Annotated in this window: 21 protein-coding genes; 8 read left to right on the forward strand and 13 right to left on the reverse strand. The window is 72.1% G+C overall.

Annotation, left to right across the window (positions count from 1 at the left end; genetic code table 11):
* Window positions 1-298: 298 nt before the first annotated feature.
* Entirely contained in the window at window positions 299-3,130 is a 2,832-nt protein-coding gene (locus ACGGAQ_RS31225; RefSeq protein WP_393055403.1) for a ricin-type beta-trefoil lectin domain protein, read from the forward strand.
* Window positions 3,131-3,217: 87 nt separating this feature from the next.
* Here the strand turns inward: ACGGAQ_RS31225 and ACGGAQ_RS31230 are convergent, their stop codons facing one another.
* Entirely contained in the window at window positions 3,218-3,604 is a 387-nt protein-coding gene (locus ACGGAQ_RS31230) for a DUF2267 domain-containing protein (protein WP_393055406.1), read from the reverse strand.
* Window positions 3,605-3,886: 282 nt separating this feature from the next.
* Between ACGGAQ_RS31230 and ACGGAQ_RS31235 the strand changes: the two genes are divergently transcribed.
* From ACGGAQ_RS31235 to ACGGAQ_RS31250, 4 genes are all read left to right on the forward strand, one after another.
* Window positions 3,887-4,219: a nuclear transport factor 2 family protein gene (locus ACGGAQ_RS31235; RefSeq protein WP_393055409.1), complete on the forward strand. Its 333-nt coding sequence runs from the start codon at window positions 3,887-3,889 to the stop codon at window positions 4,217-4,219.
* Window positions 4,220-4,251: 32 nt separating this feature from the next.
* Complete coding sequence (locus tag ACGGAQ_RS31240) at window positions 4,252-5,088, forward strand: oxidoreductase (RefSeq protein WP_393055412.1); 837 nt, start codon at window positions 4,252-4,254, stop codon at window positions 5,086-5,088.
* Between the two features lie 181 nt (window positions 5,089-5,269).
* A complete protein-coding gene (locus ACGGAQ_RS31245) occupies window positions 5,270-5,602 on the forward strand; it encodes an STAS domain-containing protein (protein WP_393055415.1) in 333 nt (110 codons plus the stop codon).
* Complete coding sequence (locus ACGGAQ_RS31250) at window positions 5,602-6,027, forward strand: ATP-binding protein (RefSeq protein ID WP_393055417.1); 426 nt, start codon at window positions 5,602-5,604, stop codon at window positions 6,025-6,027. The genes ACGGAQ_RS31245 and ACGGAQ_RS31250 overlap by 1 nt, the downstream gene beginning before the upstream one ends.
* Before the next feature lie 10 nt (window positions 6,028-6,037).
* Here ACGGAQ_RS31250 and ACGGAQ_RS31255 read toward each other — a convergent pair whose 3' ends face one another.
* Window positions 6,038-7,582 (reverse strand): PP2C family protein-serine/threonine phosphatase, encoded by a 1,545-nt coding sequence (locus ACGGAQ_RS31255; protein WP_393055420.1) that lies wholly within the window; start codon window positions 7,580-7,582, stop codon window positions 6,038-6,040.
* A gap of 191 nt (window positions 7,583-7,773) precedes the next feature.
* Here ACGGAQ_RS31255 and ACGGAQ_RS31260 point away from each other — a divergent pair, with 191 nt between their 5' ends.
* Window positions 7,774-8,151, forward strand: a complete 378-nt coding sequence (locus tag ACGGAQ_RS31260) for a nuclear transport factor 2 family protein (RefSeq protein ID WP_393055423.1) — start codon at window positions 7,774-7,776, stop codon at window positions 8,149-8,151.
* 23 nt (window positions 8,152-8,174) lie between these two features.
* On the opposite strand, the gene ACGGAQ_RS31265 is transcribed toward ACGGAQ_RS31260, so the two are convergent.
* The 3 genes from ACGGAQ_RS31265 to ACGGAQ_RS31275 all read right to left on the reverse strand — a co-directional run bounded on the left by ACGGAQ_RS31265 (window position 8,175) and on the right by ACGGAQ_RS31275 (window position 11,834).
* The gene (locus tag ACGGAQ_RS31265) at window positions 8,175-8,645 is read right to left on the reverse strand and encodes a molybdenum cofactor biosysynthesis protein (RefSeq protein ID WP_393055426.1); all 471 of its coding nucleotides are present in this window, start codon (window positions 8,643-8,645) and stop codon (window positions 8,175-8,177) included.
* A gap of 101 nt (window positions 8,646-8,746) precedes the next feature.
* On the reverse strand, window positions 8,747-10,849 hold the full coding sequence (locus ACGGAQ_RS31270) for a PQQ-dependent sugar dehydrogenase (RefSeq protein ID WP_393055429.1): 2,103 nt from the start codon (window positions 10,847-10,849) through the stop codon (window positions 8,747-8,749).
* Between the two features lie 37 nt (window positions 10,850-10,886).
* The gene (locus ACGGAQ_RS31275) at window positions 10,887-11,834 is read right to left on the reverse strand and encodes a LamG-like jellyroll fold domain-containing protein (RefSeq protein ID WP_393055432.1); all 948 of its coding nucleotides are present in this window, start codon (window positions 11,832-11,834) and stop codon (window positions 10,887-10,889) included.
* A gap of 130 nt (window positions 11,835-11,964) precedes the next feature.
* On the opposite strand from ACGGAQ_RS31275, the gene ACGGAQ_RS31280 reads away from it, so the two are divergent.
* Window positions 11,965-12,999, forward strand: a complete 1,035-nt coding sequence (locus tag ACGGAQ_RS31280) for a LacI family DNA-binding transcriptional regulator (protein ID WP_393055435.1) — start codon at window positions 11,965-11,967, stop codon at window positions 12,997-12,999.
* A 19-nt stretch (window positions 13,000-13,018) separates the two neighbouring features.
* Here the strand turns inward: ACGGAQ_RS31280 and urtE are convergent, their stop codons facing one another.
* The 6 genes from urtE to ACGGAQ_RS31310 form a co-directional block, all read right to left on the reverse strand.
* Window positions 13,019-13,714: an urea ABC transporter ATP-binding subunit UrtE gene (gene urtE / locus ACGGAQ_RS31285; protein ID WP_393055438.1), complete on the reverse strand. Its 696-nt coding sequence runs from the start codon at window positions 13,712-13,714 to the stop codon at window positions 13,019-13,021.
* Window positions 13,711-14,487: an urea ABC transporter ATP-binding protein UrtD gene (urtD, locus tag ACGGAQ_RS31290; protein ID WP_393055441.1), complete on the reverse strand. Its 777-nt coding sequence runs from the start codon at window positions 14,485-14,487 to the stop codon at window positions 13,711-13,713. The genes urtE and urtD overlap by 4 nt, the downstream gene beginning before the upstream one ends.
* A complete protein-coding gene (urtC, locus tag ACGGAQ_RS31295; protein WP_393055444.1) occupies window positions 14,484-15,668 on the reverse strand; it encodes an urea ABC transporter permease subunit UrtC in 1,185 nt (394 codons plus the stop codon). Before urtC ends, urtD begins: the two co-directional genes overlap by 4 nt.
* Entirely contained in the window at window positions 15,665-16,552 is an 888-nt protein-coding gene (gene urtB, locus ACGGAQ_RS31300; protein ID WP_393055447.1) for an urea ABC transporter permease subunit UrtB, read from the reverse strand. Before urtB ends, urtC begins: the two co-directional genes overlap by 4 nt.
* Window positions 16,553-16,624: 72 nt before the next feature.
* A complete protein-coding gene (gene urtA / locus ACGGAQ_RS31305; RefSeq protein ID WP_393055450.1) occupies window positions 16,625-17,869 on the reverse strand; it encodes an urea ABC transporter substrate-binding protein in 1,245 nt (414 codons plus the stop codon).
* Between the two features lie 406 nt (window positions 17,870-18,275).
* Window positions 18,276-19,358, reverse strand: a complete 1,083-nt coding sequence (locus ACGGAQ_RS31310) for a substrate-binding domain-containing protein (RefSeq protein WP_393055453.1) — start codon at window positions 19,356-19,358, stop codon at window positions 18,276-18,278.
* Between the two features lie 96 nt (window positions 19,359-19,454).
* On the opposite strand from ACGGAQ_RS31310, the gene ACGGAQ_RS31315 reads away from it, so the two are divergent.
* A complete protein-coding gene (locus ACGGAQ_RS31315; RefSeq protein ID WP_393055456.1) occupies window positions 19,455-19,919 on the forward strand; it encodes a MarR family winged helix-turn-helix transcriptional regulator in 465 nt (154 codons plus the stop codon).
* A 16-nt stretch (window positions 19,920-19,935) separates the two neighbouring features.
* On the opposite strand, the gene ACGGAQ_RS31320 is transcribed toward ACGGAQ_RS31315, so the two are convergent.
* Together ACGGAQ_RS31320 and ACGGAQ_RS31325 are read right to left on the reverse strand one after the other, a co-directional pair.
* Complete coding sequence (locus tag ACGGAQ_RS31320) at window positions 19,936-20,310, reverse strand: cupin domain-containing protein (protein ID WP_354860647.1); 375 nt, start codon at window positions 20,308-20,310, stop codon at window positions 19,936-19,938.
* A gap of 114 nt (window positions 20,311-20,424) precedes the next feature.
* Window positions 20,425-21,141 (reverse strand): urease accessory protein UreD, encoded by a 717-nt coding sequence (locus ACGGAQ_RS31325; RefSeq protein WP_393055459.1) that lies wholly within the window; start codon window positions 21,139-21,141, stop codon window positions 20,425-20,427.
* Between the last annotated feature and the right edge of the window lie 199 nt (window positions 21,142-21,340).

Consider the following 21,340-nt stretch of genomic DNA (forward strand, 5'->3'; position numbering starts at 1 on the left):
CGTACCGCCCGGAGCACTCACCGCTGGCCCGGACCTGAAACGCCATACGGCGCTGGCACATTTCCGACATCCGGTGACCAGTGCCGCGATCTTTCGCACGAACATCGGGAACTTTTGATGTATCGATGCAAAGGCATGGACACCCCGATCGAAACCCCTTAATGTCTCGACCCATCAACCCGGTGTTTCCGGAGCGTCACTCGTCGGCGTCGAGGACGTTACGGACCGGGCCGGCGGCCACCGCCTCACCATCTCTGCACGCCGGCCGTCGGTCACTCCTATCCTCTGTGGAGGAACGATGGGCACACCGCTGCTGCGCCGATTCCGCAGTCCCGTCCTGGGCGCGCTCGCGCTCGTCCTCGCGGTCGGCTTCTGGGCCGACCCGGCCGACGCCGCCCCCGAGCAGGAACCGGGCGTCACCCTGCGCGTCTATGACGTCCAGGTGCCGCTCTCCGAGATCTGCACGCTCAAGCCCGCGCAGACCCCGAACGTGGACAAGCTGATGTCCACGATCAACTGGACGTCGCCGGCCGACTTCGGCTTCGACGACAACTTCGTCTCCCAGGTGCTCGGCAACATCACGATCACCCAGGCCGGGAGCTACACCTTCCGGCTCAGCAGCGACGACGGGTCCAAACTGACGATCGACAACACCGTCGTGATCAACCACGACGGCCTGCACGGCGCCACCCCACCCAAGGAGGGCGCCGTCACCCTCGCCGCCGGGCTGCACCCACTGCGCATCGACCACTTCGAGCGCGCCGGTGGCCAGCAGATCACGTTGGAGTGGCGGACGCCCGGCTCGTCGTCCTTCGTGGTCGTGCCGACCTCGGCGCTGAGCACCGACGCCGGAGTCGTACGGGTGACCGCACCGGGGCGCAAGGAGTGCGAGGGCGTCACCGACTCCCCCGGCGACGGGTTGCCGCTCACCGGCGTGCACCCCGGCTACACGCTCACGAACCTGCGACCCTCGGGCTTCCAGCCGAAGGTCACCGGGATGGACTGGCTGGCCGACGGCCGGCTGGTCATCAGCACCTGGGGTGGCAGCGACCAGTCCGGCACCTCCCAGGACGGCGAGGTGTACATCATGGGCAACACCGGCGGCGCGACCGGCCCCGGGTCGGTGACCACCAAGAAGATCGCCGGCGGCCTCAAGGAGCCGATGGGGCTCAAGGTCGTCGACGGCGTGGTCTACGTGTCGGAGAAGCAGCGGCTGACCCGGCTCGTGGACACCACCGGAGACGAGGTGGCCGACCGCCTCGACACCGTCGCCACCTGGCCGCACGGCGGCAAGTTCCACGAGTTCGCGTTCGGTCTGCTCTACCAGGACGGTTCCTTCTACGTGAACCTGTCGGTGTCGATCGACTACGGCGGCGCGACCACGGTGCCGCAGCCCGCCGCCAACCGGGGAACCACCATCAAGGTCAACAAGGACACCGGCGCGGTCAGCTACATCGCCGGCGGCCTGCGGACGCCGCACGGCATCGGCTGGGGCCCGGAGGGCGGCATCTTCGTCACCGACAACCAGGGCGGCTGGCTGCCGTCGTCGAAGCTGGTGCACATCAAGCAGGGTCGCTTCTTCAACCACTACATGACCCCGGCGGGCCCGTTCGACGCCAACCCGGTCACCCCGCCGGTGCTCTGGATGCCGCAGAACGAGATCGCCAACTCCCCCAGCACGCCGCTCTACCTCACTACCGGGCGGTACGCCGGGCAGTTCGTGATCGGTGACGTCACCTACGGCGGCCTCCAGCGCGCGTCGGTCGAGAAGGTCAACGGCGAGTACCAGGGTGCGCTGTTCCGGCTCACCCAGGGCCTGGAGGCGGGCGTCTCCGAGGTCAACCTCGGTCCGGACGGCGCGATCTACGTCGGCGGGCTCGGCGCGGGCGGCAACTGGGGCCAGACCGGCAAGCTGACGTACGGGTTGCAGAAGCTCACCCCGAACAGCACCAGCACCTTCGAGATGCTGGCCATGCGGGCCACCACCGCCGGTTTCGAGGTGGAGTACACGCAGCCGGTCTCGGCGGAGACCGCCGCCAACCTGGCCGCCCACTACAAGGTCAAGCAGTGGCGGTACGAGCCGACGTCCAACTACGGCGGCCCGAAGATCGACGAGGAGACGTTGACCGTCAGCGGGGCCACCCTCTCAGCGGACGGCAGGAAGGTCAGCCTGACCGTCGACGGCCGCAAGGCCGGCCGGGTGGTCTACCTGCGGTCACCGCGCCCGTTCACCTCCACCAGCGGGCAGTCGTTGTGGAGCACCGAGGCGTGGTACACGCTCAACGCCATCCCGGGCGTCACCCCGCCGAGCGGCGGGACCAACCTGGCGCTCAACAAGCCGGCCACCGCGGACAGCTCCTGCTCGACGACCGAGGGGCCGGCCAAGGCCGTCAACGGCAGCGTCACCGGTGGCAACGCCGACAAGTGGTGCTCGAAGGGCACGTCGAAGTATCTCCAGGTGGACCTGGGGGGCAGCTACGCGGTGAACCGGGTGGTGGTCAAGCATGCCGGCGCCGGTGGTGAGGACACCGCCTGGAACACCCGGGACTTCACGATCGCGTCCAGCCCCGACGGCACGAGCTGGACCACCCGGGCCACGGTGACCGGCAACACGGCGAGCACCACGACGCACGACGTCACCGCGCCCGGTGCCCGTTACGTCCGGTTGGCCGTCACCGCACCGACCAGCACCAGTGACACCGCGGCGCGCATCTACGAGTTGGAGGTGTATGGCAGCGCCGCCAGCGGCGCGGGCAGCATCACCGGCATCGGCGGCAAGTGCCTGGACGTGGACAACGCCGGTACCGCCGACGGCACGAAGGTGCAGTTGTGGACCTGCAACGGCACCGGCGCGCAGTCGTGGAGCCGGTCCGGCGACACGTACCGGGCGCTGGGCAAGTGCCTGGACGTGGACAACGCCGGCACCGCCGACGGCACGAAGGTGCAGTTGTGGACCTGCAACGGCACCGGCTCGCAGGTGTGGCAACCGCAGTCCGACGGGTCGATCCGCAACCCGCAGTCGGGCAAGGTGTTGCAGGCCGCCGGGGGCGGCACCGCCGACGGCACCCAGATCCAGATCGGCACGTACGTCGGTGGCGCACACCAGAAGTGGGTGGTCACCGCCGGCTGACACCCGTTGGGGCGCGGTCTGACCGGCCGGTCGGACCGCGCTCCGCGCCGACCGTCGGTCGGCCAGCCCGACGGGACACGACTTCGGTCAGGGACCCTGCGGCAGGGGTTGGGCCAGTGCGCGCAGGTCCGCGGGGAGTTGGGACAGGGCGTCGGTGAACTCGCGGTGCCCGACCACCCGGTGCATGGTCTGCAGAACCGCCCGTACGCCCCGTTCGGCCCCGGGCCGATCCGTCCCGGCGCGGTCGGCCACGCGGCGCAGGAACTCGTCGTACCCGAACGCTTCCGGCGGCTCGGCGGCCTTGACCAGCAGTGGGCTCAGCTCGACGGCCAGGTGGGGAGCGAGCGCGGCGGCCTCGCCGCCGCTGAGGCGCTCGGTGAGCGTCCGCAGCACGGCCTCGGTCAGCGGGCGTGCCTGCGCGGGCGGGATGCCCGCCCGCGCCGCGACCTTGTCGACGAATCCCAGATCGGCCATGGTCCCGCCCTTTCCGTTGCCGAGACGCGTGGCTACCCCGGCCTACCGGCGGCAAACCCGGGTGCGCCCCAGCATGCCGGCGCCGCCCCCGGTCGGCCGCCGACCAGCCCATGATCGACACCAGCGTGCCGCACTCGGCCCGGATCTGGAACTACTGGTCGGGCGCGCGACGAGGTCGCTTCTGTCGGTTGCCCCGCGCCCGGCCAGCCCCGTCTCGTACGGTGAGGTCGGACCGGGTTCACGCCGGCCGCCCGACGGCGGCCCGTGCCGCAGGAGGAGCAGATGGCGGTCGACCTGCCCGACGTGATCGACCGGTACTACCGGGCCGTCCGCGACGGCGACCTCGACGCCCTCGTCGCCTGCTTCGCGGACACCGCGAACGTGGCCGACGAGGACCGGCTGTACGAGGACCGGCCGTCGATCCGCTCCTGGGCGCAGCGGACGATGGCGGCCTCCTCGTACACCGCCGAACCGCTGCGGGTGACGCCCCAGGCGGGCGACTCGTACCTGGTCATCACACGGGTGTCGGGCGAATTTCCGGGCAGCCCGATCGAGCTGCGCTACCGGTTCACCCTGCGCGACGACCTGATCGGCGCCCTGGACATCCGCCCGTAGCGACCACGCGAGTCCCGCCAGGAGGAGACGTCGTGCCACGAGTCTGGCTCGTCACCGGTTGCTCGCGAGGGCTCGGCCGGGCGCTCGCCGAGGCCGTGCTGGCCGACGGTGACCGGCTCGTCGCCACCGCCCGCAACCCGGCACAGCTCGCCGACCTCACCGACCGGTACGGCGACCAGGTCCGGGCGGTCGCGCTCGACGTCACCGATCCGGCCGCCGCCCGGACGGCCGTACGCGGCGCGGTGGACGCGTTCGGCAGTCTGGACGTCCTGGTCAACAACGCCGGGTACGCCGACGTGGCCGCGATCGAGGACGTGTCCGAGGATGCCTTCCGGGCGCAGATCGAGGCCAACTTCTTCGGGGTGGTCAACCTGACCCGCGCCGCCCTGCCGGTGCTGCGGGAGCAGGGGCGTGGGCACATCGTGCAGATCTCCAGTGTCGGTGACCGGGTCGCCAGCACCGGGCTGGGCGCGTACCAGTCCGCCAAGTGGGCGGTCGCCGGTTTCTCGGCGGTGCTCGCCACGGAGGTCGCGCCGTTCGGGATCCGGATCACCACGGTCGAGCCGGGCGCGCTGCGCACCGACTGGGCAGGCGCCTCGATGAGCATGTTGCCGATCAGCGAGCCGTATCGGCCGGTCATCGAGCCGGTCGTGGAGCGGATGCGCCGCACCAGCGGGAACCAGCCCGGCGACCCCGCCCGGGCCGCCCAGGCGATCATCCGGATCACCCGCGTCGAGGATCCGCCCGCCCGGTTGCTCCTCGGCGCCGACGCCGTGGTGGCCGCCTCGACGGTCGCCGAGGCGCTCGCCGCGTCCGACGCGCGGTGGCGCGAACTGAGCGAGTCCGTCGCGTTCGAGGCGACGCCCTGACCCCCTCGAAGGGCGGATCGGCGACCCGCGCCCGAAGCTCCGCGTCCCGTCGTCGGGCCTCGGAAGCGGACCGGAACGGCTTATGGTGATCACCCGCCGAACGGACGACGTGGTCAGTCGGCCGGCGAATGACATGATGTGCGGACAACAGCTGACGCTACGAGGAAGGTGCTGCTGTCTGATGGCGGACTTCGAGGCCCGCACGTCCACGACACCCGGGCGGATCGTGGTCACGCTGATGGGTGAGTGTGACCTGGCCGCCCAGACTGAGCTGACGGCCGTGCTGTCCGCGGCGGTACGCGCCGCGCCGGTGGTGGTGGTCGACGTCGGCGGGCTGCGGTTCCTCGACTCCACCGGCCTGCACGGCCTGGTGACCGCTCATCAGGAGGCACGCGCGAACGGCCGACATCTGTACGCCGTGAACGCCGCCGGCCCGGTCGCGACCGTCCTCGACATCACCGGCATCGGCAACCTGCTGCGCCCACCCGCCGACGACTCGCGGCTGGCGGGCTGATGGCGGCCGACCGGCGGGAGGCCCGGGGCGTGGCCGAGCAGCCCTCGCCAGACCTGCGGACGGACACCATGGCGTACGAGGTGGCGACCGACCTGCGGGCGCTGCGCGCGTTCGTCTGCGCCGGCGCCATCGCCCGGGGCCTCACGGCCGAGCGGGTGGAGCTGCTGGCGCTGGCGGTCAGCGAGCTGGCCACGAACACGTTGCAGCACACCGCCGACGGTGGTCGGGTCCGGCTCTGGGCCGAGGGGGACCAGTTGTTCTGCGACGTCGTCGACCAGGGCCCGGCGCGGGCGTTCGGCCGGGCCATGCCGGCCGCCGACGCGGTACGGGGTCGCGGGCTGGCCATCGTCGAGCAGGTCTGTGACGAGGTGGCCGTGCTGGCCGCCGGTGAGGGCACCGTGGTCCGGATCCGGCTGGCGCTCTGAGCGGGGTGGCTCAGGGCAGCACGCGCACGGCCAGGGTGCACGTGTCGTCGTCCGGGCTGGGATGGTTGAGCAGGGCACGCAGCCGGACGAGGGGCTGCTCCCCCGGCGTCGCGGTGAGCGCCGAGAGGGTCGCGCGCACCTGCGGCAACAGGTCCTGCTCGGGCGCGCGTCGCTCGATGAGGCCGTCGGTGTAGAACAGCACGAGGTCGCCGGGGCTCAGGCGCGGGGCGAGCACCGGGTACACCGCGTCGTCACCGGCGCCCAGCAGCAGACCCGGGGGGCGGTCCAGCGGGTTGGTCTCGCCGGCGCGGGACAGCAGCGGCACCATGTGCCCGGCGCGGCCCCAGCAGAGCACCCGGGTGGCCGGGTCGTACACCGCGACCACGGCGGTTCCGGTGATCGAGAGCTGCCCGCAGAGCCGGTTGAGGTGCCCCAGCAGCACCGACGGGTCCCGGATGCCGATCGACAGCCAGGCCACCAGGGCGAAGCGCAGGTGCGCCATTCCGCTCGCCGCGTCCAGCCCGTGACCGGTGACGTCGCCGACGGCGAGCACTACCTTTCCGTCCGGCAGGGTCTGCGCGTGGTACCAGTCCCCGCCGACGCGCGCGGCGCTCTCGGCCGGCAGGTAGTTGACCACCGCCTCCAGGCCGGCCAGCGGAAACGGGTCGCGGGGCACCGGCTGGATGAGGTTCTGCAACTGCCCGGCCAGCCGGTGCTCGGCGAGGGCGGTCATCTCCCGCGTCCGCAACTGGTCGCTGAGTCGCTCGATGGCGGTCCGGGAGTCCACCGGGGCGGTCACGTCCTGCACCACAGCGTGGATCTTCAGCGGGGCGCCGTTCGCATCGCGGGAGACGTCGGAGAGGATCCGCAGGTACCGGACCGCGCCCGCCGCCTCGAACCGAACCGTCACGTCCGAGGCGGCACCGCTGTCCAGCGTCTGCCACGCCGTCTCGCTGAGCATGTAGTCGTCGGGGAGCAGCGCGGCTGCCTGCTCGGCGCGCGACAGCGGGCCGAGCGCCGGATCACGCTCGAAGATGCGGTACATCCCGGGGGACCACTGGCTGACCCCGCTGGCCAGGTCGTACTCCGCCCAGCCGAGGTTGCCCAGCAGCTCGGTGCGGTCCATGCGCCGGCGGTCCTCGTCGAGGCGCTGCCAGGACACCAGCAGGCCGCCGAGGACGCGGTGCACATCGACGTCGAACAGCGAGTCGGCGACGACGCCGGTGCGCTTCTCCTCGTGCCGGAAGTCGGCCAGGCGGCCGGACGAACCCGTGGCGAGGACCTGCTCGTAGAGCTGCCAGAGGGGTCCGCCGACCATGCTGGGGTACAGCTCGCTGAGCCGGGCGCCCACCCGCTCCACGCCCCGACCGTAGATGTCGTGGCTCTGGCCGCTGGTGGCCGCGATCCGGAAATCGGCGACCGCCCGGTGGTCGTCGGGCACGGGCAACAGCCACGTACACCCGGCCGGGACGACCGCAAGGATCTCCCGGACGACCGTCTCGACCGGCCGCGTCGCTTCGGCGGCGTGCGCGCCGGGACCACCGTGGTCCGCCATGGCACGAAGCCTAGTCACCGACCGACGAACGGCACACAGCCGGCGCATCGAGGTGGCGCTCCGGCCGGGTGGAACCCGCGGTGGGACGAGACGCGCCGCCGCGCCGATGCGCCCACGTCGAGGCGTGCCGACTGCCACAATGCGGTCAGTCCGGACGGTGGCGCCGGACGGAGGAGACCAGGAGGACGGCCATGCCGGACAGCGAACGCGAGGCCGAGCTGCTCGACGCCGAACGCACCCTGCAGGCCGCGCAGCTCGCCGGTGACGTCGCGGCCCTCGATCAGTTGCTGGTCGACCAGCTCATCGCGATCGGCCCCGACGGCCGCCAGCACGGCAAGGCCGAGGACCTGGCCGCGCACCGGGACCGGACCTCGGTGATCGAGGAGCTGATCGAGGAGGAGCTGGACCTGCTCGTCGTCGGACGGACCGGTGTGACGTTCTTCCTGGGCCGGGTGGCCGGGGTGTTCAACGGTGAGCCGTTCGCCGCGCGCCTGCGCTACACCCGGACCTGGATCCACGACGACCCGCACGGCTGGCGGATCCTCGCCGCACACATCAGCCCGGTCTGACCCGTCGGCCGGGCTGTCCCGCTTCAGCTCACGGTGGCGTCGATCGGGCCGACGCGCAGCAGACCGTCGTTGAGCGGGGTGCAGCGGATGCCGCCCGTGGTGCGCAGCGCCTTCCAGGCGCCCGGACCGACCGTGACGTCCATCCAGGCGCACGGACGGGCCGCCCGGTTCACCCGCAGGCTGACCGGGCCGTCGCCGGAGTCCAGGATCAGGACCCGGCCGATCAGCTCGTCCACGGCGATGCCGGCGGTGAGGATGTTGCGCCGGACCTGCGCCAGGCCGATGCCGGCCGGCAGGGACTCCTGGGCGATCACGGTCACGCTGGCGTCGCGGTGCGCCGGCTTGCCGAAGTAGCGGTCGCCGACGACGCCGAGCCCGGCGCGCAACTGAACGGTGTCGACCAGCTCGCCGGGCGGGGCTGGCGCCGGGCCGTCGGAGGGCCGGCCCCGCAAGCGGTGCACGGGCGAGGCCAGCAACTCGACGATCTGCGGCATGGCACGGATTCTACGAACCGGACGTGCCATCCGGGCCGGCTCGGCCGACGGGGTGCAGTGCCGGGGACGACGGCACGAAAGGCCGCCGTCCCCGGCGGGTCTCAGGCCGGTGTGCCGGTGACGGTGAGGTTGCGCAGTCGGCCGACGTTGTCGAACGAGCCGAAGCCCACCCGCCCCGAGCCGAAGGTGGTGTCCTTCGCGGTCAGCAGCGGGTCCCGGTGCCCGTCGACGTAGACGGCGATCTCGCCGGTGGCCGGCAGGTGCACGACGCGTACGCGGTGCCAGTCGGCGTCGGTGATCGCCGGGTTGGCGCCTCGGGAGCGGCCGTTCCACTGGTGGTCGATGCGCTCCCGGTCGGCGTTGTTGACCTTGAAGATGCCGTTGTGCGGATAGATCGTGTTGTCGGTGGAGAGGTGGGCGTAGTAGAACTCGGTGTCCGAGCGCCAGCCGAAGACGATGATCACGTCCCGGTTGCTGACCTCGACCGGCGTGTCGAGTCGTACCCGAGCGTCGAGGAGGACCGACGACCACGCCGGGCCGGCGGTCAGCACGGCGTACTCGAAGGGCCGGCGCGGGCCCGGCCGGCTCTCGCCGGCCTCGGCGAGGATGACCTGGTCGCGGGTGAACTGCCACTTCGCGGGCGTCACCGGCGCCCAGTTCGCGGCGCCCGACGTGTGGCGCAGCGTGGTGTCGCCGACGTCGCCGCTGGCGAACTCCCTCGTGCCGGTCACCTTCCAGATCGTGCCGTTGGCCTTGGCGACGAGGTACAGCTCGCCGGCGGCGTCGGTGCCGAAGCGCAGGTCGACCCGGTTGGGGTCGCCGGGGGCGCCCGGTCCGGAGAGGTCCCGCATCCGCACCGGGCCACCCGCGGCGTTGAAGAGCGCGAGCTGGTGGATCGGTGCGAGGCCGTGGCCGCGGCGCATCTCGTTTGCCTCGGTGTAGAGCACCCGGCCGTCGACGAGGTCGCCGAAGACGTACTTGCCGCGCAGCGCGGGGACCGCGTGCCCGCGGTAGACGAACCCGCCGGCCACCGCGACGCCGACGTCCGCAGTGCAGTTCCAGTCCGCGGCGGGGTCGTGGTCGTACGCGGCGACGGGGTACGTGTAGCCGTAGCGTTTGTCGTCGGCGGGCAGCGGGAACAGCCGGTCGCAGGGGTTGGTGGCCGCCTTGTCGAAGACGAAGGAGCCCTCGCGCTCGCTCCAGCCGAAGTTGTCGCCGGCGCGGACCTCGTAGATCGCCTCGATGGCGTGCTCACCGATGTGCCCGAGGTACATCCGGCCGGTCGCCCGGTCCCAGCTGAACCGGTGCGGGTCGCGAAAGCCCACGGCGTAGATCTCGCCGAGCGCGCCGGCCTGCCCGACGAACGGGTTGTCGGCGGGAATGCCGTACCGGCCGTTGGCCGAGTTGGTGCCTCGCGGGTCGATGCGCAGCAGCTTGCCGTGCGGCAGGCCCAGGTTCTGCGGGTCGGTGTTGCGGACGCCCAGGCCGCCGTCGCCGACGGCGAGGTACAGCAGGCCGTAGTCGCGGTCGTGGCGCTTCGCCGTCGGGTTGAAGTTGATCTCCTGGATGCCGTGCACCTGCCCGCCGAAGCCGATGCGCAGCACCTCCCGACGGGTGCCGGCGAAGGTGTCGGCGGCCGGGTCGGTGGCCGTCCACTCGGTGATGACGCCGTGGTAGATCGTGCCGGCCTGGGCGTAGTCCGGTGGCGTGGTCGCCGCCGAGGCCAGCTCGGTGTGGATGGTGTAGAACCGGCCGTTGACGCCGAACTCGGGGTGGAAGGCGACGTACCCGAAGCCCTGGCCGAGCCCTCGGCCGGAGAAGAACCGGGGCGCGAACGTCGCCGCCACGTCGAGGTAGACGTGTGGCACGCCGTTCTCGACCAGGTAGAGGTTGCCGTTCAGGTCGGGCACCGCGCGCCGGCCGGAGCCGTCGGGCAGCTCCATGATGGTGTTGATCCGGGCGGTCCGCATGAGCCGCTGGTCCGTCGGCGCGGGGGTCGGGTACGACTGCGGGAAGCGGGCGTACTCGCTCAGGACCAGCCCGAGGCGGGACTGGATCGGCATCTCGGGGATCGGGTCGTAGACCGCGCCGGCGGCTCGGGCGGGGCCCGCGACCAGGGTGGACAGCACCACCACGAGGGCGGTGAGGCCGGCTGTCAGCGCGGACCGGCGGACGCGGCCGGGGCGGCGGTGGAGGATGCGCACGCGTGTCTCCTTCTCGGTGGGACGGTGCCGAGGGTGGTCAGCGGGCCATGCGGTCGTACTGCCTGCGCACGTCGCGCGCGGAGACCACGCTGTCGAGGAACAGCAGGCCGTCCATGCGGCAGTCGCAGGGGTTGCGCTCCAGCGTGTCCTGCGGGAAGCTCCCGCCGATCTTGATGCCGCGGGGGTCGGAGGCGGTGGTGACGTGCGGGCCGGGCCCCGACACGAGCCACGGGTCGTCGGTGCGGGTGTAGAAGCCGTCGACCGGTTCGCCGTTGCGGTAGAGGGCCAGCGCGCCGGTGCCGAAGTCGAAGGTGGCGGCGAGGTGCACCCACTCCCCCACCGGCAGCAGGTCCCGCCAGTCCCGATTCGCGGCGAACGTCTGCGAGTTGCCACCGTCGAGACGACGGCCGAGCGCGACGAGGCGCAGTTCGCCGTCGACGTCGATCAGCTCCAGCAGGGCCCGGACGCCGTGGCCGTCGGAGTCGCCGGTGAGCAGGCCGGCCAGCCCTATCGCGTTGTACCTGTCGTTCGGGTCGGCGGTGGTGGAGTTGAGCGCCGGGCTGTCCATGTTCAGCTTGAACCAGCCCATGATGGTGGTGCCGCCGGTGGCGCTGAAGGCTCGCAGCGTCCGCACCCCGCTGGCCGACCACGTTCCGGCCTTCCAGTCGTCGTTTCCGGTGGTCGCCGGGTCGACCTGCCGGGTCTGCACCGCGTTGCCGCTGCCCCGGTAGGCGCGGTCGGGCACCCGCATCGCCGCGCCGCCGTTGATCAGCTCGATCTCGGTGCCGGAGCGGCCCTGGTCACGCTCCAGGGCCGGGTCGCCCGGCACCGGGTGGTCGAAGTCGTACGCGGCGACCAGGTGCGCCCGCAGAGCCGGGTGGACGTCGTGCGCGGTGCTGCGGTCAGCCTGGGCCGGCGGCACGCCCGTGCCGGTCAGCACGCCGACCACCAGGAGCGAGACGGCGACGATTCGGGCTCTGGACATCGTTCACCTCGTTTCGCGGCACGCCGGTGCCCGCTACGTAAGCGCTTACGTAAGCGCTTACGTACCCTAGGCTTCGGCGAACGTCACTGGCAATAGATCCGGTGACATGGATGTTCTCGGGGAGTCGCGGATGCCCAGGGCTGGCCAGCGGCCGCGCCTCGTGGAGGTGGCCGAACGTGCGGGCGTCTCACTGGCCACCGCCTCCCGGGCCCTCGCCGGTCGCGAGGGGGTCAGCACCGAGGTGGCCGACCGGATCCGGCAGGTCGCGCACGAGCTGGGCTACGTCGCCAACCCGTACGCCCGCACCCTGGCCGGGGGCGCCCGGTCCACCGTCGGGCTGATCGTCCACCAGGTCGACGACCCCTACTTCTCCGAGATCGCCGCCGGGGTCATCCAGCTCGCCGCCGAGCAGGGGCTGCTGGTGCAGATCTGCCAGTCCGGCCGGGACCCGGGCTACGAGCTGCAACAGCTGCGCCACCTCATCGCCCAGCGGGTCGGCATCATCCTGATCAGCGGCTCCGGGTACGACGACCCGCGGGTCGAGGCCGAGGCCCGCGCCGAGCTGGCGGCGTTCCAGGACCACGGCGGCCGGGTCGCCGCCATCGGCCGGCACGCGCTCGGCGTCGACGCCGTCCTGCCGGACAACGAGGCCGGCGGGCACGCGCTCGCCGCGCACCTGATGGACCTCGGCCACCGCCGCATCGCGGTCGCCGCCGGCAGCGCCGGCCTCACCACGGTCGCCGACCGGCTCGCCGGCGTGACGTCCGCGCTGCGGCAACGTGGCCTGCGCCCCGCCGACCTGACGGTCGTGCACGGGGACTTCACCCGCGGCGGCGGACGGGCCGCCACCGAGCAGATCCTCAACGAGCACCCGGAGACCACCGCGATCATCGCGCTGAACGACGCCATGGCCATCGGCGTGCTCTCGACGCTGCGGTCGCGCCGCGTGCCGGTGCCCGCGCGGATCTCCGTCGTCGGCTTCGACGACGTCTCCGTCGCCGCCGACCTCGCGCCCAGCCTCACCACCATCCGGCTGCCGATGACCGAGATGGGCCGCACGGCGCTCACCCTCGCCCTCAAGCCCCGCTCGGCGCGTCCCCGCCGCCGCGGCACCGGCCACCTGCTGGTCGTCCGGGACTCGACAGGCCCCGCGCCGACGACCTGACCTGCGGTGGGGGTGCCGGTCAGACCGCCAGCGCCGCCCGGACGTCCCGCTCGGCGGTGACTCCGCCGTCGCCGTCCGAGGTGACCCGACCGGATTCCAGCACGTGGTAGCGGTTCGCCACCCGCAGGGCGAAACCCAGGTGCTGCTCGACGAGCAGCACGCTGAAGCCGGACTGTCGGGTCAGCTCGACGATCCGCTCCTGGATCTCCGCGACCACCGACGGCTGGATGCCCTCGGTCGGCTCGTCGAGCATCAGCAGCCGGGGCCGGGTGATCAGCGCGCGGGCGATGGCCAACTGCTGGCGCTGGCCACCGGAGAGCAGCCCGGCCCGTCGGCGCAGCAGCGGGCGCAGCGCCGGAAACAGGTCCAGCACCTCCGCCGTGGCCACCGCGCCGTCGCGCCGGCCGTCGGCGACCAGGCGCAAATTCTCCGCGGCGGTCAGGTGCGGAAAGCACTGCTGGCCCTGCGGGACGTACGCCATCCCGCGCTCGACCCGCTCGTGCGGCGCGAGACGGGTGACGTCCTCGCCGTCCAGCTCGACGGTGCCGGCGCTGGGTCGCAGCAGGCCCGCCGCGACACGCAGCAGGGTGCTCTTGCCGGCGCCGTTGTGCCCGAGCACCGCGGCCACCCCGTCGGGCGGGACGGCGAGGTCCACCCCGTGCAGCACCCTCGAACGCCCGTATCCGGCGTGCACCCCGCGCAGGGTCAGCATCATGCCTCCAGAGGACTGGGGGCCGACCCGGCGGCGACCGGGTGGCCAAGGTAGACCTCCTGCACACGCGGGTCCGCCTGGACCTGCGCCACCGTGCCCTCGCTGAGCACCTTGCCCGCGTGCAGCACCGTGACGCTGCGCGCGAACCGGCGCAGGAAGTCCATGTCGTGCTCGATCACCACCACCGTGCGGTCCCGGCTCACCGTCTCCAGCAGCGCGCCGGTGGCGTCGCGCTCCTCGTGGCTCATCCCGGCGACCGGCTCGTCGAGCAGCAGCAGCCGCGCGTCCTGCACCAGCAGCATCCCGATCTCCAGCCACTGCTTCTGGCCGTGCGCGAGCGTCCCGGCGAGCTGGTCGGCCCGCCCGGCGAGGCCGATGGTCTCCAGCGCGGCGGCCACCTCGTCGGGGATTCCCCGCCGACGCCGCGCCAGGGTCACCCAGCTCCGCCGGGCGCCGGCCGCGATGTCGAGGTTCTGCACGACCGACAGCTCCTCGAACACCGTGGACGTCTGGAAGGTTCGCCCGATGCCCAGCCGGCTGATCCGGTGCACCGGGCGGCCGAGCAGCTCCTGGTCGCCGAACCGCACCGAGCCGGTGGCCCGCACCAGGCCGGTGACGGCGTCGACGAGGGTGGTCTTGCCGGCGCCGTTCGGGCCGATCAGGAACCGGATGTCGCCGGCCGGCACCTCCAGCGAGACGCCGTCGACGGCGGTGAAGCCGTCGAAACTGACCCGCACGTCACGGACGGACAGGCCGTCCAGCCGCTCGCCGCTCATGCCGGCACCTCCGGCCGTTCGACGCGACGTCGACCCGGTGGTGACCACAGGCGCCGGCTGGGTGCCGGGCCACCGTCGCGGCGGCGGGCCAGCGCCCACAGCGACGCCAGGCCACCGGGAAGGAACGCCACCACGACCACGAAGAGCAGACCCTGCAGGTACGTCCAGGTGCCCGGGAAACGCTCCGACAGGGCGGTACGCGCCCAGGCCACCGCCACCGCGCCGAGCACCGGGCCCAGCAGCGTCGCCCGGCCACCCACCGCGACGCCGATGACGAACTCGATCGACGGGACGATCCCGATCAGCGCGGGCGAGATGATGCCCACCGCCGGCACGAACAGCGCCCCGGCCAGCCCTGCCATACCGGCCGCGACCACGTACGCCACCAGCTTGACCGACGCCGGGTCGTAGCCGAGGAAGCGGACCCGTTCCTCGCCGTCGCGGACCGCCACCAGCAGTTCGCCGTAGCGGCTGTGGATGAGCTGACGGGTCAGCGCGAGCAGCGCCAGCAGGACGCCGGCGATGATGAAGTAGACCATCCGCTGGTTGACCGGGTCGTCGAGGTCGTAGCCGAAGAAGCCCTCGATGTCGGTGAGCCCGTTGGTGCCGCCCGTGGTGCCCTGCTGCCCGATCAGGAGGATCACCATGGCGGCCGCGAGGGCCTGACTGAGGATGGCGAAGTACGCGCCCCGCACGCGGCGGCGGAACACCAGCGAGCCGAGCCCGAAGGCGACAGCCATCGGGAGCAGCACCGTGGCGGGCAGCGCGAACCACGGGCTGGCGAACGGCCGCCACCACAGGGGCAGATCGTCGAGCTGCCCGTACAGCTGCATGAAGTCGGGCATCCCACCGGGACCCGCGTCGGCGAGCTTGAGGTGCATGGCCATGGCGTAGCCGCCCAGGCCGAAGAAGACGCCCTGGCCGAGGGTGAGCATCCCGCCCCGGCCCCAGGCGATCCCGATGCCCACCGCGACCATGGCGACGCAGAGGTACTTGGCGAGCAGGGCCAGCCGGAAGTCCGACAGCACCAGCGGCGCCACGGCGAACAGCAGCGCCGCGCCGAACGCGAAGCCCGCCGCCGCGCGCAGCCGCGACCGGCCGCCCGGCGGCTTCGGCGGTACGGCGCCGGCGGGTGCCGGCCGCACGGCGGTGTCCGGTGGGGCGGGGGTCACGGCGGTCATGCGAGGCTCCTGGTCCGCAGGGTGAACAGGCCCTGTGGCCGCCACTGGAGGAACGCGACGATCGCCACGAACACGATCACCTTGGCGACGCTGAGGGTCGTGAGGTACTCCCCGGTGGCCTGGAGCACGCCGAGGGCGAAGGCGACGATCACGCTGCCCTTGAGTTGGCCGATCCCGCCGACCACGACGACCAGGAAGGCGTCGATGATCAGGTTGGTGCCCATGGTCGGGCCGATCGGGCCGAGGAGGGTGAGCGCGACCCCGGCGAGCCCCGCCAGGCCGGAGCCGAGGAAGAACGTCGTCCGGTCGACCCGGGCGGTGGGAATGCCGGACACCGCGGCGAGGTCGCGGTTCTGCACCACCGCGCGGATGCGGCGCCCGAGCGGGGTGAGCCGCAGCGCCAGGGTGAGCGCCGCGACGGCGGCCAGGGCCAGGGCCAGGATGAACAGCCGGTTGTTGGCGATGGTCAGCCCGCCGGGCAACGCCACGTTGCCGGTCAGCAGGTCCGGTGCGCGGGTCTGCACGTTCGGGCTGCCGAAGATGTCGCGGGCGAGCTGTTGCAGCATCAGCGACACACCCCAGGTGACCAGCAGGGTGTCCAGCGGGCGGGCGTAGAGCCGGCGGATCAGCAGGATCTCCAGCAGCACGCCCATCGTGCCGGCGACCACGAACGCCACCGGCAGCGCGACCAGCAGCGACAGGCCGGCGCCGGTGATGCTCTGCTGCAGGACGTACGTGGTGTACGCGCCGGCCATGATGAACTCGCCGTGCGCCATGTTGATGACGTTCATCTGGCCGAAAGTCAGCGCCAGCCCGAGCGCGATGAGCAGCAGCACCGCGCCGATGCTGATGCCGGTGAAGAGTTGACCGAAGAGGACTGTCACGGTGGGTACTCCGTACTGCTGGTCGGGTGGCCCGGGCGGGCGGCGAGGCGCGCGCCGCCCGGGCCGGCGTCGTCAGCTCAGGCCGCTCGCCCACGGGTAGGTCTTGAGGTACGGGTCCGGCGCGACCGGTTTGCCGGAGTTCCACACCTCGGTGATCAGACCGTCGGCGCCGATCTTGCCGATCCGGGCGGTCTTGGCGATGTGCTGGGTCTTCCCGTCGACGGTGACCAGGCCCTCCGGCGCGTCGAAGGTGATCCCGTCGGAGGCGGTGCGGACCTTCTCGACGTCGAACGCGCCGGCCTTCTCCACCATCGCCTTCCACAGGTAGACGCTGACGTACGCGGCCTCCATCGGGTCGCTCGTCGGCTTGTCCGCGCCGTACTTCGCCTTGTACGCGGCCACGAACTTCTCATTCGCCGCGCCGGGCGTGGTCTGGTAGTAGTTCCAGGCGGTCAACTGGCCCTGGAGGTACTGGGTGCCGATGCCCTTGACCTCCTCCTCGGCGATCGACACCGACACCACAGGCATCGCCGCGGCGGTCAGGCCGGCCGACTTGTACTCCTTGAAGAAGGCCACGTTGCTGTCGCCGTTGAGGGTGTTGAACACGGCGTCCGCGCCGGACGACTTGACCTTGTTGACGATCGTGCCGAATTCGGTGGACCCGAGCGGCGCGTAGTCCTCACCGGCCACGGTCATCCCGTTCGCGGCCGCGTACGCCTTGATGATTTTGTTCGCGGTACGGGGAAAGACGTAGTCGCTGCCGACCAGATAGACCGACTTCACCCCCTCGGCCTTGAGGTAGTCGAGGCCGGGAACGATCTGCTGGTTGGTCGTCGCTCCGGTGTAGAAGATGTAGGGCGACTGTTCCAACCCCTCGTACTGCACCGGGTAGAACAGCAGCGCCTTGTTCTTCTCGAACACCGGCTTGACCGCCTTGCGGCTGGCCGACGTCCAGCAGCCGAAGACGGCGGCGACCCGGTCCTCGGAGATGAGCTTCTCGGCCTTCTCCGCGAAGGTCGGCCAGTCCGAGGCGCCGTCCTCCCCGACCGGTTGGATCTTCTTGCCGAGCACGCCGCCGGCCGCGTTGATCTCCTCGACGGCGAGCATGATGGAGTCGCGGACGGTGACCTCGCTGATCGCCATGGTGCCGGAGAGCGAGTTGAGCAGGCCCACCTTGACAGTGTCGCCGGAGACGTCGGCGGTGACGCCGGCCGCGCCGCCCTCGTCACTGGTCTTGCTGCCGCACGCGCTCAGCGCGGCCGCGACGACGAGGGTCATGGTGCCCGCCAGGATGCGGCGGCTCCAAAGAAGTGACATCTATTCTCCCTGCGGTGCACTCACGTGATGAATGGACGGTCGGTGCGGTCCGGTGGAGCCGAGTGGGCGATGCCGAGGTCGACGGGTGGACGCCGCCTGTGGTCATCGCATCGGGTACGGGCACGCAAAGCGTCGACCGGCTTGATTGCGTGAGTGTTTCCCAGTCCTTAATTGACTGTTTCCCGTGGACATTCCCAGGGGCACACCACAATGGCCGACACCGTCAGTCGGAGACGGTGCCGGCCTGGCGAAAATTCGGGGGGAAAATGGCCACCACAATGGTCGGCGAACAGATTGCACCGACGGTGGACACACATTCGCAGCATCCGGCCCTCGGCCAGATACTTCACGCAGGAAGCATCTTAGGGTCGAGCCGGGTGGGGCTGTCAAGGGCCGGAACCGGCGGTCAGAGCTGGGCGAGCACCGTGAAGTCGAGACCGTCGGCCTCGGCGAGGTAGATCCGCTGGCGCACGTGCCGCCGGCGCAGCCGCAGCCGACCGCGCGGCCCGTGGTACGCCACCGTGTCGGCGGCCGTCTCGATCGCCCGCACGTCGAGGGTGCGGGCCTGCCCGATCAGGGCGGCGAGCAGCATCACGCCCTCGTAGCAGGACTCCCCCAGGCTGCCCAGTGGCGGCGCCTCCACCCCGAACCGGCGGGCGAACTCACCGTGGAAGTCCAGGTTCTCCTGCGTCACCAGGCCGGCGAAGAAACCCGCCGTGCTGTAGAGCCGCCGCGTCGCGCCGACACCGCTGGCCAGCAGCATGTTCTCGTCCATGAGGGTGCTCAGTCGCAGGCAGCGCTGATCCATCCCGGCGCGGGCGAACGCCCGGTTGAACCGCACCGCGTCGGCGCCGACGAGCAGCATCACCACCGCGTCGGCCTCGCTGCGCTCGATGTGGCGCAGCACGTCGTCGAAGTCGTGCGTCTCCAACGGCAGGAACGACTGCCCCACCACCCGCCCACCGCCGCGCACCGCGTACCGCTGGGCGGCCCGCGCGGTCCGCCGTGGCCACACGTAGTCGTTGCCGACCACGAACCAGCGGCGTACGCCCTGCTCCCCGGCGAGCAGCCGCATCGCCGGCCACAGCTGGGCGTCCGGCGTCTCGCTGGTCAGGAACACCCCCTCGGTACGCTCGCCGCCCTCGTACAGGGCGGTGTAGACGTACGGCACCCGGTGGGCGACCCGGGGCGCCAGCGCCTGCCGCACCGAGGAGATGTGCCAACCGGTCACGCCCTGCACGGCGCCCACCGACACCAGCGCCTCGACCTCGGCGGCCACCTCGGCCGGTGGGGCGCCGCCGTCGACCGGCACCAGCCGCACCTCGCGACCCAGCACCCCGCCACAGGCGTTGATCTCCTCGACCGCGAGCTGGGCGCAGAGTTCGCAGGTCGGGCCGAACATTCCCGCCGGCCCGCGCATCGGATAGACCAGCGCGATGCTGACCACGGCCCGATCGACGGTGAGCCACGGCGGTGCCGGCGCGGACATGAGCACATGATTGCCCGGCCCACCTCGGAAGACCAGAGTTCACCACGGACCGGGACGACTCGGTACCATGGCAGGGCCACCGGACCAGGGAGTTCCATGTCAGACGTGCCCGGGGCGCCAGCCGACCTGCTGCGCTCGCTCACCCGCGCCGAACGGCTGCTCTCCCGCCGGTTGGGCGCCGTCCTGGCCGAGGACGAGCTGACCACCGAGGCGTGGCGGGTGCTCTGCCTGCTCGCCGACGGTCAGGGTCACCCGATGAGCGAGGTGTCCGCCGAGGCGTCCCTCCCGCCGGGCACCCTCACCAAGCTGGTCGATCAGCTCGTCGACCGTAACCTCGTCTTCCGGCGGATCGACCCGCTGGACCGCCGACGCATCCGGGCCTACCTGACGGCCCGGGGCCGCAGCGAACACGCCCGCCTCGACGAGCGGATCCGGGCCAGCCTCACCGATCTGGGCCTACCGGCCGACGCCGCCCTGATCGACCACCTCGACGACCTGATCGCCCGCCTCGACCCGGCCCGTCGCCGCGACCACGCCGACGCGGCCGGTCCGCGCCACTGACCCGATGCCCGGTGGGTCACTCCACCTTGGTGAGAAGCGGCTTACCCTTCTCGACGACGTACGTGGCCAGTTCGACGGCGACGCCGTCGCCGACGTTGCGCGCCTGGTGATGGACGCCGTACGGCACGGTGAGAGCGTCACCGACGTTGCACACCACTGGTGGCTGGCCCTCGAGGGTGTACTCCAGCGATCCCTGGAGCACACAGATGATCTCTTCACCGGGATGGAAGTGCTTGAACGGCGGCGAGTCCGGCGTGAATTCCACCCGACTCTGGATGACCTCACGGCCTTCGATGCTGAGATCGTGTCGCTGGAGATCCACACGCCACAGCCCGGGCGCGCCCTCCACGGCTGTCGGACTGATGCCCTCGGGTCGATCTTTCCCACTCATCACGGCCTCCTGTGAGCCGTCATCCGAACGGCGGTCGCTCCGGTTGGCACATCCCCTCGAGGATAGGAGGCCACCCACCCCTGGGGGGCCGAGATGCCGAACAACAGGGTCCACCTACACGGTGAGGTGGGCGCGCAGGGTGTGCGCGTCGGGGGCGGTCGCGGTCCACAGTGTCGCCGGGCCTCCGGCGAGCGGGAGCCGGGCGACGGTCCCGTCGACCGTCGCCGGCTCGACGGGCCGCGACGGATCGACCAGCAGCAACGAGCCGGTGGCCGGCGCACCGCCGAGCACGGCGGGGCCGGCCCAGCCGGGCGCCTGCGGTCCCACGGCCAGTGACTGGCGCAGCAGCGGCCGGCCGTCGTAGTCGACCCGGGTGTGCACGACCGCACCGCCCGGCGACTCGCCGTACCGGCCGCAGATCAACTCGTCCCGCCAGCTCAGGCTCGCCCCGGCGGCCAGCTCGATCCGGGATTCGGCCAGGTGGGCGCAGCCGGCCGCCGCGATGAGTTGCTCGGGCAGCCAGTGCAGTGCGGCGCCGTCGTGCACCACCGCCCGCACCGCCATCCGCGACACCGCGCCGGGCCGGCCGGGCAGGGCGACCGACGCGGCGACGCTGTGCACCCGTACCGCCGCTCCCGGCCCCACGTCGATCTCCAGACGGAGGTCGTCGCCGGCGAGCGGGCCGGCGGCCCCGCCCACGACGTGCACTGTCGCGGCGCCGGCGTCACCCGGCGTCTGCCGTAACAGCAGCGGCGTCTCGCCGTGCAGCTCGGTCAGGACGGTGCCGCCCCGGCCGTCGGCCCGAGCCACCAGCCGGGCGAACGCTCGCATCAGGCCGGGCCGGCCGGCGCGGCGACGGGGTGCCGGGCCACGTGGTGGGCCAACTCGTGGCGGATCCAGTCGGGGGCCCCCCCCCCCCCCCGGGGGCCCCCCCCCCCCCGGCGGGCCGGGGGGGGGGGGGCCCGCCCGGGCCCCGCCGCCCCGGCCCACACCCCCCCGGGGGCGGCCCCCCAGGGGGCCCCGGCGGTGT

This window comes from Micromonospora sp. NPDC047557, assembly GCF_043205095.1.
Classification (GTDB): Bacteria; Actinomycetota; Actinomycetes; order Mycobacteriales; family Micromonosporaceae; genus Micromonospora.

Excerpts from the sequence above, each read along its gene's own strand:
- urtD (WP_393055441.1), bottom strand. The coding sequence starts at position 14,487 with ATGAGCGGCGAGCGGCTGGACGGCCTGTCCGTCCGTGACGTGCGGGTC.
- ACGGAQ_RS31320 (WP_354860647.1), bottom strand. The coding sequence starts at position 20,310 with ATGAGTGGGAAAGATCGACCCGAGGGCATCAGTCCGACAGCCGTGGAG.
- urtE (WP_393055438.1), bottom strand. The coding sequence starts at position 13,714 with ATGATGCTGACCCTGCGCGGGGTGCACGCCGGATACGGGCGTTCGAGG.
- ACGGAQ_RS31255 (WP_393055420.1), bottom strand. The coding sequence starts at position 7,582 with ATGGCGGACCACGGTGGTCCCGGCGCGCACGCCGCCGAAGCGACGCGG.
- ACGGAQ_RS31225 (WP_393055403.1), top strand. The coding sequence starts at position 299 with ATGGGCACACCGCTGCTGCGCCGATTCCGCAGTCCCGTCCTGGGCGCG.
- urtC (WP_393055444.1), bottom strand. The coding sequence starts at position 15,668 with ATGACCGCCGTGACCCCCGCCCCACCGGACACCGCCGTGCGGCCGGCA.
- ACGGAQ_RS31250 (WP_393055417.1), top strand. The coding sequence starts at position 5,602 with ATGGCGGCCGACCGGCGGGAGGCCCGGGGCGTGGCCGAGCAGCCCTCG.
- ACGGAQ_RS31310 (WP_393055453.1), bottom strand. The coding sequence starts at position 19,358 with ATGTCCGCGCCGGCACCGCCGTGGCTCACCGTCGATCGGGCCGTGGTC.
- ACGGAQ_RS31325 (WP_393055459.1), bottom strand. The coding sequence starts at position 21,141 with ATGCGAGCGTTCGCCCGGCTGGTGGCTCGGGCCGACGGCCGGGGCGGC.
- ACGGAQ_RS31275 (WP_393055432.1), bottom strand. The coding sequence starts at position 11,834 with ATGTCCAGAGCCCGAATCGTCGCCGTCTCGCTCCTGGTGGTCGGCGTG.
- ACGGAQ_RS31280 (WP_393055435.1), top strand. The coding sequence starts at position 11,965 with ATGCCCAGGGCTGGCCAGCGGCCGCGCCTCGTGGAGGTGGCCGAACGT.
- ACGGAQ_RS31230 (WP_393055406.1), bottom strand. The coding sequence starts at position 3,604 with ATGGCCGATCTGGGATTCGTCGACAAGGTCGCGGCGCGGGCGGGCATC.
- ACGGAQ_RS31245 (WP_393055415.1), top strand. The coding sequence starts at position 5,270 with ATGGCGGACTTCGAGGCCCGCACGTCCACGACACCCGGGCGGATCGTG.
- ACGGAQ_RS31265 (WP_393055426.1), bottom strand. The coding sequence starts at position 8,645 with ATGCCGCAGATCGTCGAGTTGCTGGCCTCGCCCGTGCACCGCTTGCGG.
- ACGGAQ_RS31260 (WP_393055423.1), top strand. The coding sequence starts at position 7,774 with ATGCCGGACAGCGAACGCGAGGCCGAGCTGCTCGACGCCGAACGCACC.
- ACGGAQ_RS31235 (WP_393055409.1), top strand. The coding sequence starts at position 3,887 with ATGGCGGTCGACCTGCCCGACGTGATCGACCGGTACTACCGGGCCGTC.
- urtA (WP_393055450.1), bottom strand. The coding sequence starts at position 17,869 with ATGTCACTTCTTTGGAGCCGCCGCATCCTGGCGGGCACCATGACCCTC.
- ACGGAQ_RS31315 (WP_393055456.1), top strand. The coding sequence starts at position 19,455 with ATGTCAGACGTGCCCGGGGCGCCAGCCGACCTGCTGCGCTCGCTCACC.